Here is a 14287-nt window from a genome sequence, read left to right on the forward strand (position 1 = left end):
ATTTACAAACACCGCCAAATCGTTGATTTGGCTTTTAAAAAATATATTTGCTATAGTATTGTTTGATCGAAGTATAAAAATAGTTGAGATAGCACCTAGAATAAAAATAACATAAATGAAAGGTATAGGAAATACGCCATTAATCAAATTAGAAAAATTAGTAGATTCTGATAGTGCAGATATCTATGTAAAATATGAAGGAGCGAATCCCACTGGTAGTATGAAAGATAGAATGGCCCTATCGATGATAGAAGGAGCTGAAAAAAGAGGAGATTTAAAAAAAGGAGTAACAGTAGTAGATTCTACAGGAGGGAGTACAGGCAGTTCTTTGGCAATGGTATGTGCTGCAAAAGGATATAAAGCTCATTTCGTCTCCTCCGATGCGTTCGCAGAAGAAAAGTTACAAACAATGAGAGCTTTTGGAGCAACGTTAGAATTAGTACCAAGTGAAAATGGGAAAATTACGGCTAATGTTTTAGATAGTGCACGTGCAAGGGTCAGAGAAATAGCAAGTCAACCAAATACGTTTTATACTAATCAATTCAATAATATAGATAATCGAAAGGCCTATCATAAAATGGCAAAAGAGATAATCGAAGAATTGGGCTATGAAATAGATGAATTTCTAGTAGGAGTAGGCACGGGAGGATGTTTTTCTGGGAATTCAGAAATCTTCAAGAAAGAGATACCTAAAATTAAATGTATACCAATAGAACCATATAATGTAAAAACCTTATCAGGAGGAGATAATTCAGGCACCCATAGATTAGAAGGAATGGGGCCTGGATTTATACCAGAAATATTTATACCAGATTTAGTAGATCAAGTAATATCTGTCAGAGATGAAGATGCCTATGAAACAGCAAGAGACTTAGCCAGAAAAGAAGGGATATTTGGAGGCATTACATCAGGAGCAAATGTCTGGGCGGCACTTCAAAGAGCGAAGAAATTGGGGAGAGGTAAAAAAATAGTAACGGTTATTTGTGACTCAGGATTGAAATATCTACAAGGAGATTTATATAGATGAAAACAGCATAGAATAAAGTATATATGTTCATTACCTGCAACCTATAAAAACATCTCTCTAACAAAGAAAAACTGAATAATCAATGCCAGAAATTACAATCGGAAATAATCGTAATTTGATAAAAAAAAGAGCGTAGAAAGCCAGCACTCAACAATTTATAAGGCTGTTGTATGGTAGTTGATGCAAAAAAAAATGTGTTTATAAAAAAAAGTAAATATGAAATTAAAAGTATGCTTAATCCAAGATAGTCCTGTTTTCTTTGACAAAGAGAAAACTATTGAAAAAGTTGAACACCTATCAAAGAAATATGCAAAAGAAGGATGTGAATTAATTGTTTTTCCTGAATCATTTATTCCTGGCTATCCCAGGGGGTTTTCTTTTGGTACAAAAATTGGCAGCAGGACAAACGAAGGTAGAAATCTATATTCCGAATACTACAGAAATAGTATAGATATAGAAAGTGAAGATTTAAAAAGGCTCGAAAAATTATCAAAATCAGAGAACGTATATTTGGTAATTGGTGCTACAGAAAAGGAAAACACAAATGGTAGTTTACACTGTTCAATGCTATACATTTCACCAACAGATGGATTGTTGGGCGTACATAGAAAAATTAAACCAACAGGCGCAGAAAGAGTTATATGGAGTGAATCAGATGGAGAATCTTTAGTTTCTTTTGATACTAAAATAGGCAAATTAGGAGGACTTATTTGTTGGGAAAATTATATGCCTTTAGCAAGAATGTCTATGTACAAAAAAGGTGTTGAAATTTATATCGCACCAACTGCCGATTCAAGAGAAGAATGGACTTCTACAATGCGACACATTGCTTTAGAGGGTAGATGTTTTGTTTTGGGCTGTAATCAGTATTTTACAAAATCAATGTATCCTGATAAATACCAGCATCTTGTACAAGATGAACCAGAAGATATATGTAAAGGAGGTAGTATTATTGTTTCACCAATGGGGCAAGTAATAGCAGGTCCTTTATTTGATAAATCAGGAGCTTTAATTGCAGAATTAGATTTAGATGAAATTAATTTAAGTAAATTGGATTTTGACGTTATAGGTCATTATTCAAGAAATGATATTTTTACATTTAATGCCTTGAATCAACCTGAAATTATAAAAGAGAAAACAACCCACAATGAATAAAATAAGCAGGCGGAATAGTAGACTACCGAGGGTTGCAAGCTGAAAAAACAATAACGATAATTGAAAACGATAAAATTTCATAAGACAGATTGCGGAGTTGATTTTTTATTAAATGTGTTGCCCTCGGATGAGGTTAAGGAAAGCTACTTGACCGAAGAAACCTATAATACAGATTATTTTGAAATTGTCTTTATCACATCAGCAATCGGTTCGGTAACAATCAATCAGCAGAAATTTCAAATTAAAAATAATTCCATTGGTTTTATATCACCATTTCAAAAAAGAAAATGGGATTTAGTTGAGAAAGGACTAGAATTTAAAATACTTGCTTTTCAAGAAGATTTCCTTAACGACTTTTTTGCAGATAAACTGTTTACATTTCGACTTTTATACTTTTATCAATTGGACTATCCGTTGTTAATGGAAATTGACAAAAATTCATTTAAAAAGTATTGCGAACAACTAACCGAAATTAAAACAGAGCTTACTGCCACCAAACCAGACAGTGTTCATATTATACGGTCGTTACTGTACTATCTGCTTCAAAAATTGAATCGTCAATATGCCCTGGCAAATGAGTTATCCATTGAAAGTTCTACTAATAATTATGCATTTGAGTTTAAAAGACTTCTTGAGGTTCATATAAAAGAAAAGCAACGAGTAAGTGATTATTCAGATTTGCTCAACATTAGTCGCATTACTTTGAATAAGGCTGTAAAAACACAGTTTAATGTTACAGCTACCAATCTCTTAAAGCAACGCTTATTGTTCGAAATCAAGAATTTACTCATACATTCGAACAGGACAATTCAAGAAATCGCTTACGAATTGAATTTTTCAGAACCGAACCATTTAATGCGATTTTTTAAATCGCAGACGGGAAAAACCACAACGGAATTTTTGGACAGTTATCAAAATGGTACCATTTCCTAACAAGTTGGTATCTTAAAACCTCTTGTGTATCACGACTTTTGTATAAACATTAAAAAACAAAAGTTATGAGTAAAAAAGCATTGATTGTCATTGACATCCAGAATGACTATTTTGAGAATGGGGCTATTCCATTGGTGAATCCGGTTGAGGCAAGCTTGAAGGCCGGTAGAATTATCGACCATTTCAGAGTAGAAAATCTACCCATTGCACACATCCAACACGTTTCTGCGGATCCGGAAGCAATGCCTATATTTGTTGAAGGAACAAAAGGGGTTGAAATCCACGAAAACGTTAAGCCGGTTGAAGGAGAAAAAGTTTTCCAAAAGAATTTTCCTAATAGCTTTAGGGACACAGGACTGTTGGAGTATTTAAAAGAAAATAATGTAACCGAAGTGGTTATTACCGGAATGATGACCCATATGTGTGTTGATGCAACCACAAGAGCGGCATTTGATTTTGGATACAAATGCACCGTAATTGGTGATGCCTGTGCATCACGGGATTTGGAAATAAAAGGACAAACGATAAAAGCGGATGATGTACATCACGCCTTCCTTGCTGCTCTTGAATTCTTCTATGCTGAAATAAAAAACACAAGTGATTATCTTTCAGCATAAAGAAAAAGCCAGCAGCCAACAAAGATGTATAAACGCAATAGCGGTTTAGGTGCAAACTTGAACCGCTATTTTTTTTGATGAGCTTTATCTGATTATTTTTTGGTAGTTTTGGGAAACTTGATTTTGAACTTGCCAGTTCTAAACGGATATAATTCTTTGCTCACTACTTTATCTTTAATTCCTCGATTAAAAAGTAATCAAATTAAAACCATAACATTCATAGCCATAGTTTCGGTAAGCTAACAGTGACCTTTTAGATATATTTTGAACTTTTTGAGAAAGCGTTCTTCTATTTCTTGAAAAGTATGAAGTCTTGTTTTTCAGTATTTTTCGATATAACTGAGCCAAGCAGAATCTTTTGATTCTTTTCGTCAACGGTGAAATACTGAATATCTAATTCCTCACATACTTGCTTTGTGTTCCCTCGGGCATAACTTAATTCTACTGCCTTTTTCTTAAACGATGGACTGTGATTTCTGTGCTGTTTTTTCATGATTCAAAATTAATTTATGTAACTCTAAATCTCGCATCTTTATGTCCAGTCTAATATAGTAAGTCCAATAACACTAAAATTCTTCTAAGGGGTTGCCCTATCTTTTTCATTAACTAACAACATATAAAAGGTTAAAAGTTTGGTTAGTTAATAGTATATTAAATCTTCAATAATTAAAATTAATTGCTTTTTCATTAATCCTTTAATTAGTCCCAAGCAAAATATAAATCAATATAGTAATTATGCATAAAGCTATAGACATAGTTTTTGCATATTTCCAAGGTTTCATTTCGAGAATATGCAAATCTTTGATTTTAAACTCTTTACTAACTGGAAAGAAGTAAGAAATTCCAAACATAACGGCTAGGTTCAATAAAAACTCTATTCCCCAGATATGTACAAAATGAATATCTACTTTGAATATGAACGTACATAAAATATAAAAAGACAATCCTACAACCAATGCTGCTTTTGCCCCTGTAGCAGATATTTTCTTTAAAAAGAATCCTGCTAACATAATGGACGCAATTGGAATAAAGAAAATGCCATTTAATTGTTGCAATAGTTGATATAATCCATCAGGAGCATTTGCCACCATAGGAGCAACTAATATGGCAAAAATTGCTAAAATAGTTGATGTTAATTTACCAATCTTTACCAACTTTGAATCACTAATATTCTTATTAATATGGCGTTTATAAACATCAATACTAAATATTGTTGCTGCACTATTTAAAACACTATTAAAAGTACTCAATACAGCTCCCATTACGATGGCTGCAAAAATTCCTACCAGTCCTACTGGAAGTACTTTTTTAATTAATTCAGGATAAATCATATCCTGTTTATCATAGAATGAATCTCCATAATAATAAAAGGCAATTACCCCAGGAAGAATAATAATAATTGGCACTAAAATTTTTAGCACACCAGTAAAGAGTAATCCTTTTTGTGCCTCAACTAAATTTTTAGCTCCAAGTGCCCTCTGAATTATGGTCTGATTCATACTCCAGAAATACAATTGATTAATTATTAAACCTGTAAACAGCACTTCAAAAGGTAAAACAGAATCTTTAGCACCAATAACATTGAATTTTTCTGGCGCATGTTCATAAACTTTAACTAATCCGGATAAAGGATTTCCATCACCTATACTCACTAATGCAATTAAGGGAATAGCAAGACCGCCTATTAAAAGACCATAGCCATTTATGGTATCTGATATAGCTACGGCTTTCAACCCTCCAAAAATGGCATAGATTGATCCTAAAAGACCAACCCCCACTACGGTTAACCATAGACCTTTTTCTTTGGTTACACCAAAAACCTCAGAAATATTAAAAATACTTTCTAAATTGATAGCTCCAGTGTATAACACTATTGGTAAAAGTGTCACAACAAAAGAAATCATTAAAAACAATGCAACTAAAGTTCTGGTGGTGCCATCAAATCGCTCTTCAAGAAATTGAGGTATGGTAGTCAACCCCATTTTTAAATATTTTGGCACAAAATAAATTGCCGCAGCCACTAATGCTAAAGCTGAAGTAACTTCCCATGCAATAATGATAAACCCATTCTTATAGGAAGACCCATTCATTCCAATTAAGTGTTCGGTTGAAATATTAGTTAATAGCATAGAACCTGCAATCACAACCCCTGTTAAACTTCGTCCTCCCAGAAAATAACCATCTTGAGATGTTAAGTTTTCTTTTCGGAGTTTATACCATGAATAAATTGCTACAAATGCTGTAAAGGCAATAAAAGTGATAGCTGTATACATATCTAATATTTTTAAAATGATTTATAGAGCGCAGTTCTAGATTATAAAATTTCCGATAACTTGACGGCTCTATTTTCTTTAAGTGATTTTTTAGCCGCTAATCCAATAGCTAAAGAAATAATGCCATCTTGCCCTGATGTTGAGGGTTCTTCATTATTTTTAAGACATGAAATAAAAGCCTTCATTTCATTAAAATAAGAGTCTGCATATCTGTCCATAAAAAAATCCAATGGCAAGGCACTGTGCACTCCATTTTCATCGTAATAAAAATGATTATTATGTAACTTGTTTTCTGAACCGCACATGCCTTTTGAACCAAAAACTTCTAGTCGCTGGTCATAACCGTAGGCTGCTTTTCTGCTATTATCAATAATAACCATTGCTCCATTTTCTAAAGTTAATGTAGTTATGGCTGTATCGATATCACCTGCTTTTCCTATATTATCATCAACAAAAACGGCTCCTTTTGCATATACTTCAACGACTTCTTTTCCACTTATAAATCGAGCCATATCAAAATCATGAATTGCCATGTCTAAGAACAAACCACCAGAAACTTTTATATAACTTACAGGCGGTGGTCCTGGGTCTCGGCTAGTAATTTTAATAATTTGTGGTTTTCCAATTTTACCATTAGATACCATCCGTTTTACCTCTTGAAAATTTGGGTCATATCGCCTGTTAAATGCTATAAATAGTTTTACACCAGCCTCTTCAACAACTTTTAATACTTCTTTGACTGTATCCAAAGATAAATCCATTGGTTTTTCGCAGAATATTTGTTTTCCTGCTTTTGCCGCAATTATAATATGATTGGCATGAAAATCTGTTGGAGAGCAAATAACTACGGCATCAACATTGTGATCATTGACCATATCTTCAAATTGAGTATATACTTTTGGTACTCCAAATTTTTGAGCCAATGTCTTTGTATTTGGGTTAATATCTGAAATGGCTACCACTTCAGCATCTTGAAATTTAGTCACTAAATTCTCCAAATGAATACTTCCCATTCTTCCAACACCGGCAATACCAAACTTAATCTTGCTCATAATCTCTTATTTAATATTCTTAAAATTGTCTTGACCAGTTTTTAGGCCAACGCTCAATAACTACTTTTGTTTGGGTGAAAAATTCTATTGCATGTCTTCCTTGACCATGTAGATCCCCAAAAAAAGATTCTTTCCATCCAGAAAAAGGAAACTGCGCTACAGGTGCGGCAACACCAATATTAATCCCAACATTTCCTGCCATAACTTCACTTCTAAATTTACGCGCTGATAAACCATCTTGAGTGAAAATACATGCCATGTTTCCGTAACGTCCTTTATTGATAAATTCAATAGTATCATCTAGTTTATTAAAATCAACCAAGCTCATTACTGGACCAAATATTTCTGTCTCAATTAACTCGCCGTTTGTAGGTACACCTTCTAATATAGTAGGAGCTACAAAATTTCCCTTTTCAAATCCTGATACTTTGGTATTTCTACCATCTACCAATAAATTTGCACCTTCATCAACTCCTTTTTGAATTAAACCTTCAATTCTGGTTTTGCTTTCTTGGGTAATTACTGGTCCCATATGCACACCTTCGTCTAAGCCATATCCTGTTGTCCTTAATTTAGCTGCTTCAACTAGGGCTTCCTTAAACATACCTTTATCGTCTCCTGTTGGAATAATTACGGATGCTGCCAAACAGCGTTGGCCAGCGCAACCATAAACAGAATCTATAATAATTTTTGTAGTCATTTCTACATCAGCATCGGGCATAATAACAACTGGATTTTTAGCACCTCCTTGGGCTTGTACACGCTTGCCATATTTAGCACCTTCAGAATAAATATATTTTGCAACATTAGTAGAGCCCACAAAACTTATCGCTTTTACTTTAGGGCTTTGTAACATAGCATCAACGGCTTCTTTTCCGCCATGAACGATGCTCAATAAACCTTTAGGTAAGTCTAGTTTCTTATCAATTAATTCAAAAACATATTGCATTGTCATTGGCACTTTCTCGGATGGCTTTATCACGAAAGCATTACCAGTAGCAATGGCATATGGAAGAAACCAAAAAGGTATCATTCCAGGGAAGTTAAATGGTGTTATACATCCACAAACACCTAGAGGTTGGCGAATCATAAACTCATCAATACCTGTAGCAATGTTTTCAGAAAACTCAGATTGACTCATTACATAAGTGCCACAAGCCACCTCAACATTTTCAATGGCGCGTTGTATTTCTCCTAACGATTCACCAAAGGTTTTACCACATTCTTCAGTAATTAATTTGGCAATCTCATCCTTATGGTCTTCTAATAAGGTTTTAAGTTTAAACAAAGGTTGAACGCGACGCATTGTTGGTACGTTCTTCCATTCCAAATATGCTTCATGTGCTAAATCAATAGCATCATTCATATCTGTTGCGGTAGCCTTTCCAAATGGAATTTTAGCAATCACCTCTTGTGTTGCAGGGTTGTGTACATCAAGCACTTCATCACTCTTACTACTTACCCATTGTCCGTTTATGTAATTTTTTAATACTGACATCTTCTTTTGATTTTAAAATTTATTTGGCTTTAAATATTGTTTTTGACGCTTTTTGTCTTCTATATACTGTTGTCTTATTTTTTGAACATCTTCAGAAATTGAGACTTCAGGAACAGGAACTTCCCACCATGAGTAGGCATAACCTGCTAATTTTCTATCGCGAATAGTCTCGACATAAATGACGGTAGTTCTGTCATTGGTTTTAGCTTTAGCTAAAGCCTCTTTGTATGCTTCAATTCCCTTTGGCTTATAAACAATAGCTCCTAAACTTTCGGCATTTTTAGCAAAATCTACGGGTAAGAAATCACCGTCTAGTTGTCCAGTTTCTTCATTTCTATATTTATAGTGTGTTCCGAACCCTCCGCCTCCGACATGGTTAGAAAGCCCGCCAATACTGGCGTAACCCTCATTATTAATTAGAATCATGGTTATTTTATAACCTTCTTGAATGGTTGTTACTAAATCAGATGGCAACATTAAATATGTAGCATCACCACACATTACGTAAACTTCCCTATCTGGGTCAGCCATTTTTACACCTAATCCTCCAGGAATTTCATAGCCCATACAGGAAAAACCATATTCTAAATGAAACCCTTTAGGGTTCTTGGTACGCCATAGTTTATGCAAGTCTCCTGGCAAACTACCAGCAGCACAAAGTACCACGTCTTTATCATCTATGAAGTTGTTTAGAGCGCCTATATATTCTGATTGTACAGGATGATTTTCATCAACAGCTTCGTAAGCTGTATCTACAATTTTATCCCACTCTTCGTTATAAGTTTTTACTCTTTCTGTATATGATTCCTCTGTTTTATATTGCTGCAATGCTTCTAGTAAAACTTGCAATGTTTCTTTGGCATCACCTTGTAACGGAATGGCACTATGTTTAAAGGCATCCATTTCTGCAATATTGATATTGATGAAAGTAACTTCTGGGTTTTGCCACGCAGATTTTGATGCAGTCATAAAATCACCATAGCGTGTGCCTATGCCAATAACGACATCAGCTTCAGCTGCAATTTCATTGGCTCCTTTAGTTCCTGTTCCTCCTAAGGCACCTAGATTCAATGGATGTTGATAATGCAATGCACCTTTACCTGCATAGGTTTCGGCTACTGGAATACCTGTAGTTTCTGCAAATTCTTTTAAAAGAGTTTCAGCTTCAGAATATAAAACACCACCACCAGCAATAAGCATTGGTTTTTTTGCATTTTTAATAGCTTCAACTGCTTTGCTTATTAAATATTTATCTGGAGTAGGACGTGGAATGTACCAAATACGCTTTTCAAAAAGTTTTGTTGGGAAATCATAAGCCTCTGTTTGCACATCATGAGGTAAAGCCAATGTTACTGCTCCAGTTTCAGCAGGAGAGGTTAGCACACGCATTGCTTCTAATAATGCAGAGGTTAACTGTTCTGGTCTATTGATACGATCCCAATATTTAGAAATTGGTTTAAAACAATCATTAACAGAAATATCTTGTGAAAAATTACTTTCTAGTTGCTGTAATAATGGTGATGCTGTTCGCTTTGAGAAAAAATCTCCCGGTAGTAATAATACAGGCAATCTATTAATAGTAGCTCCAGCGGCAGCCGTTATCATATTTGTAGCCCCTGGACCAATAGAAGTTGTACATACAAAAGTTTGCATCCGGTTTTTCATTTTGGCATACGCAGCAGCAGTATGAACCATTGCTTGCTCATTTCTACATTGGTAATATTTAAAATCTAAATTATGTTTTAATGCTTCTCCTATGCCGGCAACATTACCGTGGCCAAAAATCCCAAAACAGCCTGCAAAAAATGGCATTTCAACTCCATCTCTTTTTACATATTGATTTTTTAAAAATTCAATTGTAGCCTGTGCAACTGTAAGTCTTTTAGTTTTCATTTTTATATAATTTTAAAAGCCCCCTTTTTCTTCAATAAACTTTAGCGATTCTTCCAGTGTAGGCATAAAGTTTGCACATCCTTTTTTGGTTACAACCTGAGCTCCACTGGCATTACCCATTCTACACGATTTATATAAACTCCATCCTTGTAAAATTCCGTATAAAAAACCACTTGCAAAGGCATCTCCAGCTCCTAAAACATTAAGTACATCAACAGGAAACCCTGGTACGTCTTCTCTAGATCCATCATTTTTATAAATGCTGACACCTAGAGAGCCTCTTTTAACTAATAGTATTTCTACTCCTGAGTTAAGTAATTGCTGAATAGAAGTGTCTATATCTCCTTTAATTTCTGGAGCCGAAATTTGTTGATCTTTTATTGACACTTGTGATAAATCGCTGAGTGTAGCCGCTAAAATTTCTTCTTCGGTACCAATAGCTATTTTTACTTTTGGAAGAATGGCTCTTACCGTTAAACCAAACGCTCTGTAATCATGCCACTGATCTGCTCTAAAATCTAAATCCAATACAATGTCAATATTATTTTTTTTGGCTATTTCAGTAGCATAAAATGTAGCACTTCTAGAAGGTTCAATATTTAAAGCAGTGCCGTTTATCAATAAAATTTTATAATCTTGAATATTGGCATTCTTGACATCGTCTATATCAACTTGACTGTCTGCAGCATTATCGCGATAGTACACTAATGGAAACTTATCAGGAGGTTCAATTCCTAAAACTACAGCACTACTCCTTGTGTTATTTTTTACTGGAATACATTGTGTATTTACATCTTCCTTTTTGAGAAAATTAATAATAAATTCTCCTACTTTATCATTCCCTACAGCTGTAAGTAAGCTAGAGTTAACACCTAATCTAGCACAACCAACAGCAATATTTAATGGTGAGCCACCAACAAAAGCATCAAACCCTTTTATATCATTAAATGGCACGCCAATATCCTGTGAATATAAATCGATTGAAGACCTTCCGAAAGTGATGACATCAAATTTTTTCATGTGTATATTCTTTAATTTTATATATCTTATTTGTTCATTTCTGCGGTTACCAATGGCAAACGCTTGTCTTGACTACTCCATGAATTATAAATCCATTCATGATCTGGATCGGTTGTATTTTCTAAACATTGATCTGTTCCTGCTAAGAAATTAAGATAATAACAATTAAATCCGTGAGCGGCAACTACAGGATGAAACCCTTTTGGAATCATGACCACATCATTGTGTCTGGCTTTCACCATTTCATCTAATGATTTGTCTTTGGTGTATACTTGCTGAATAGCATAGCCTTCGGGCTTTTCAAACTTATAGAAATAAGTTTCCTCTTGAACAGGTTCTAATACATTACCTAAGTTATCAAGTTTTCTTTCATCATGTTTATGGGCTGGATAAGAGCTCCAATTCCCTGAAGGGGTGTAGACTTCTCTTGAAACTAAACGGCTACATCCAAACCCTGGCGGTACCAAGTCGTTAAACTGGCGTGTAGCATTATCGCCGCCAAAAATAACTACTGGTGTATCTTTAGGTGTAACAAATTTCGGTTTAAAGTCTTGGTTAGCTTCACACCAACCATAACCTATATCTAATATATCACTTATGGCCGTTAAAGTAAAAGAAGTATGTCTTGGCAGGTATAGTGTATGCGCAATGCCACTAAATACATCTTTTCTACCATTTATGGTTTCCCAAGACCCTTTATTACTATCAACCTTAAAATTCCCCCCAAGTAACACAATAACTATTTCATTCTCTTCAGTATTAAATGTCCATTGCTCGTCCTTTTTCATAAGGCGTGCCTGAAAACTTAGCCATTTCCAATTAGCACTTTCTGGCGTTATACTTTGGTATATACCGAACTCTTTTTGAGGTTTTATTAATAGTTTCATCTCGTGATATTATTTTTTGGGAATTAAATTTTTTACTTCAATAATTTTTTTCTCTTTAAAGGATTTTGTCAATGCCGTGGCAACCAATGTTGCTTTTGTAGCATTTTGCATTGTTAGTTCTGGTTGTCTGTTTTCTAGTACACAATCAACAAAATCTTGAAGCTGTAATAAAAATGCGTTTTGAAAACGCTCGAAAAATGTTTTGACACATTCACGTCTGACACCATATTTATCCGAAATCTGAACACTGTTTTTTAAAGGAGGATCTCCAATTTTTAAGTTTCCTTCAGTAGCTACAATTTCTGTTAAAGTATTGTGGCCAAAAGATGAAACTCGAGATGCGCCTAAAACCGCCGTTGTACCATTATCGAGTTCACACATGGCAACCGTATTATCAGCATCTCCTGCATCATCAAACTCTTTAAATTTATAGGCTCCACCTAAGGCCCAAACTTTTATAATATTGGCTCCTAAGTACCAGTGAACTAAATCGATATCATGAACATTAAAGTCATGAAAAATACCTCCGCCTGTTGTGCAAAATTCTATCTGAAAAGGTGCCAATGTATCTATATCTGCTGTTTGAGAACGGACAAAGAATGGTTGTCCAATCAAGCCTTCATCAAGTTTTTTTTTGGCATCAACATAACTGGGATCATAACGTCTTACAAAGCCGAGCATAGTAATGCACTGTGGATGCTTTTTAATCACTTCCTCCACTGTATAACAATCTTCCAAATTAATAGCTAATGGCTTTTCGCAAAACACATGGTATCCTGCTTCAACAGCTTTAATAATGTGGTCTGCATGTTGATTCGTAGGTGTAACAATTACTATAGCATCCATTGCAGTATTGGTAAGCATTTCTTCGTAGGATTGATACAAGTACTCAACTCCAAAAAAATCTTTGGCGTATGTTAATTCTTCTTTATTTAAACCACAGGCAGCAATTAGGTTAGCATTAGGTAAAGCATGTGCTATATTTTTAGCATACTCCTTGCCTAATCTTCCTAACCCTGCTATACCCAGATTTAATTTTTTCATACTAGAACCTTAATTCTTCAGTTAAATATTGATATCCCTTTTTTGCATACTCTAATGGATTTGCGATAGAAGGATCTTGTTCAGCTTCAACAACAACCCATCCTTGATAATCACTTTTATGAATCTCTTTTCCTAAAGGCTTTAAATTTAAATCGCCATCACCTGGTACGGTAAAAACGCCTAACTTAACTGCTTTTAAAAAACTTAAATTATCTTTATAGGCGCGTTCTTTTACACTCTTTCTCACATCTTTCAGATGTATATGACCAGTTCTTGGTAAATATTTTTTTAGAGCGATTAAAGGATCTTGATTGGCAAAATAGAAATGTCCACAATCATAATTAAGTGATACATAGCGATCATCGGTTTCATTCAATAAGCGGTCTACCTCTTCCATGTTTTCTACCATAGTCCCCATATGATGGTGGTAAGATAACGTCATGCCGTAAGCGTTTGCAGCAATTTCTCCTAGTTCATTTAATCCATTTATCAAGCTTTTCCAATCTTCATTGGTAGATGTTTTACGATTTGTTAGCGGGGTGTAATAATTGCCATGAATGGTATTACCACATTCTGCACCTCCAATAACTTTAGCTCCCATGAAGCTTAAAAATTCTATTTGCTCTATAAAGTTTCGTTTAACTTCTTTTAGTGGTTTTGTGGTCAACTCATAACTAAACCATTGATTACAGATAGTCAAACCTCTAATATCTAAATATTCTTTCAAAAGTACTCTATCATGGGTTGGATATTTATTCCCCACTTCACAGCCAGCATAACCAGCCAATGCCATTTCACTTATACATTGTTCAAAAGTGATATTACCGCCTAATTCCGGCATATCATCATTAGTCCAACCTATAGGTGCTATTCCTAATTTTATCATTC

13 protein-coding genes are annotated in these 14287 nt (G+C 34.6%); 4 read left to right on the forward strand and 9 right to left on the reverse strand.

What is annotated here, in order from left to right; all coding sequences use genetic code 11:
• Positions 1–115 precede the first annotated feature (115 nt).
• The 4 genes from ACIEHO_RS02435 to ACIEHO_RS02450 all read left to right on the forward strand — a co-directional run bounded on the left by ACIEHO_RS02435 (position 116) and on the right by ACIEHO_RS02450 (position 3732).
• Positions 116–1027, forward strand: coding sequence for a PLP-dependent cysteine synthase family protein (locus ACIEHO_RS02435; RefSeq protein WP_406968273.1), 912 nt, complete (start codon positions 116–118; stop codon positions 1025–1027).
• Between the two features lie 216 nt (positions 1028–1243).
• The gene (locus tag ACIEHO_RS02440) at positions 1244–2182 is read left to right on the forward strand and encodes a carbon-nitrogen hydrolase family protein (RefSeq protein ID WP_406968275.1); all 939 of its coding nucleotides are present in this window, start codon (positions 1244–1246) and stop codon (positions 2180–2182) included.
• Positions 2183–2242: 60 nt separating this feature from the next.
• Positions 2243–3115, forward strand: a complete 873-nt coding sequence (locus ACIEHO_RS02445; protein ID WP_406968277.1) for an AraC family transcriptional regulator — start codon at positions 2243–2245, stop codon at positions 3113–3115.
• 65 nt (positions 3116–3180) lie between these two features.
• Positions 3181–3732, forward strand: coding sequence for a cysteine hydrolase family protein (locus tag ACIEHO_RS02450; RefSeq protein WP_406968279.1), 552 nt, complete (start codon positions 3181–3183; stop codon positions 3730–3732).
• 289 nt (positions 3733–4021) lie between these two features.
• On the opposite strand, the gene ACIEHO_RS02455 is transcribed toward ACIEHO_RS02450, so the two are convergent.
• The 9 genes from ACIEHO_RS02455 to iolE all read right to left on the reverse strand — a co-directional run bounded on the left by ACIEHO_RS02455 (position 4022) and on the right by iolE (position 14285).
• Complete coding sequence (locus ACIEHO_RS02455) at positions 4022–4225, reverse strand: transposase (RefSeq protein ID WP_406968281.1); 204 nt, start codon at positions 4223–4225, stop codon at positions 4022–4024.
• Positions 4226–4427: 202 nt separating this feature from the next.
• The gene (locus ACIEHO_RS02460) at positions 4428–6005 is read right to left on the reverse strand and encodes a solute:sodium symporter family transporter (protein WP_406968283.1); all 1578 of its coding nucleotides are present in this window, start codon (positions 6003–6005) and stop codon (positions 4428–4430) included.
• Positions 6006–6046: 41 nt separating this feature from the next.
• On the reverse strand, positions 6047–7057 hold the full coding sequence (iolG, locus tag ACIEHO_RS02465; RefSeq protein WP_406968285.1) for an inositol 2-dehydrogenase: 1011 nt from the start codon (positions 7055–7057) through the stop codon (positions 6047–6049).
• 19 nt (positions 7058–7076) lie between these two features.
• Positions 7077–8555: a CoA-acylating methylmalonate-semialdehyde dehydrogenase gene (locus ACIEHO_RS02470; RefSeq protein ID WP_406968287.1), complete on the reverse strand. Its 1479-nt coding sequence runs from the start codon at positions 8553–8555 to the stop codon at positions 7077–7079.
• A gap of 12 nt (positions 8556–8567) precedes the next feature.
• Positions 8568–10448, reverse strand: a complete 1881-nt coding sequence (gene iolD / locus ACIEHO_RS02475; protein ID WP_406968289.1) for a 3D-(3,5/4)-trihydroxycyclohexane-1,2-dione acylhydrolase (decyclizing) — start codon at positions 10446–10448, stop codon at positions 8568–8570.
• Between the two features lie 12 nt (positions 10449–10460).
• Positions 10461–11468 carry a 5-dehydro-2-deoxygluconokinase gene (gene iolC, locus ACIEHO_RS02480; RefSeq protein ID WP_406968291.1) on the reverse strand — a complete coding sequence of 336 codons (1008 nt, stop codon included), beginning with the start codon at positions 11466–11468 and terminating at the stop codon, positions 10461–10463.
• A gap of 26 nt (positions 11469–11494) precedes the next feature.
• Positions 11495–12355, reverse strand: a complete 861-nt coding sequence (gene iolB / locus ACIEHO_RS02485) for a 5-deoxy-glucuronate isomerase (RefSeq protein WP_406968293.1) — start codon at positions 12353–12355, stop codon at positions 11495–11497.
• Between the two features lie 9 nt (positions 12356–12364).
• On the reverse strand, positions 12365–13399 hold the full coding sequence (locus ACIEHO_RS02490) for a Gfo/Idh/MocA family oxidoreductase (RefSeq protein WP_406968295.1): 1035 nt from the start codon (positions 13397–13399) through the stop codon (positions 12365–12367).
• 1 nt (position 13400) lies between these two features.
• Positions 13401–14285, reverse strand: a complete 885-nt coding sequence (gene iolE, locus ACIEHO_RS02495) for a myo-inosose-2 dehydratase (RefSeq protein WP_406968297.1) — start codon at positions 14283–14285, stop codon at positions 13401–13403.
• Between the last annotated feature and the right edge of the window lie 2 nt (positions 14286–14287).

It is taken from the genome of Flavisericum labens, assembly GCF_045446075.1.
In the GTDB taxonomy this organism is placed as follows: Bacteria; Bacteroidota; Bacteroidia; order Flavobacteriales; family Flavobacteriaceae; genus Flavisericum; species Flavisericum labens.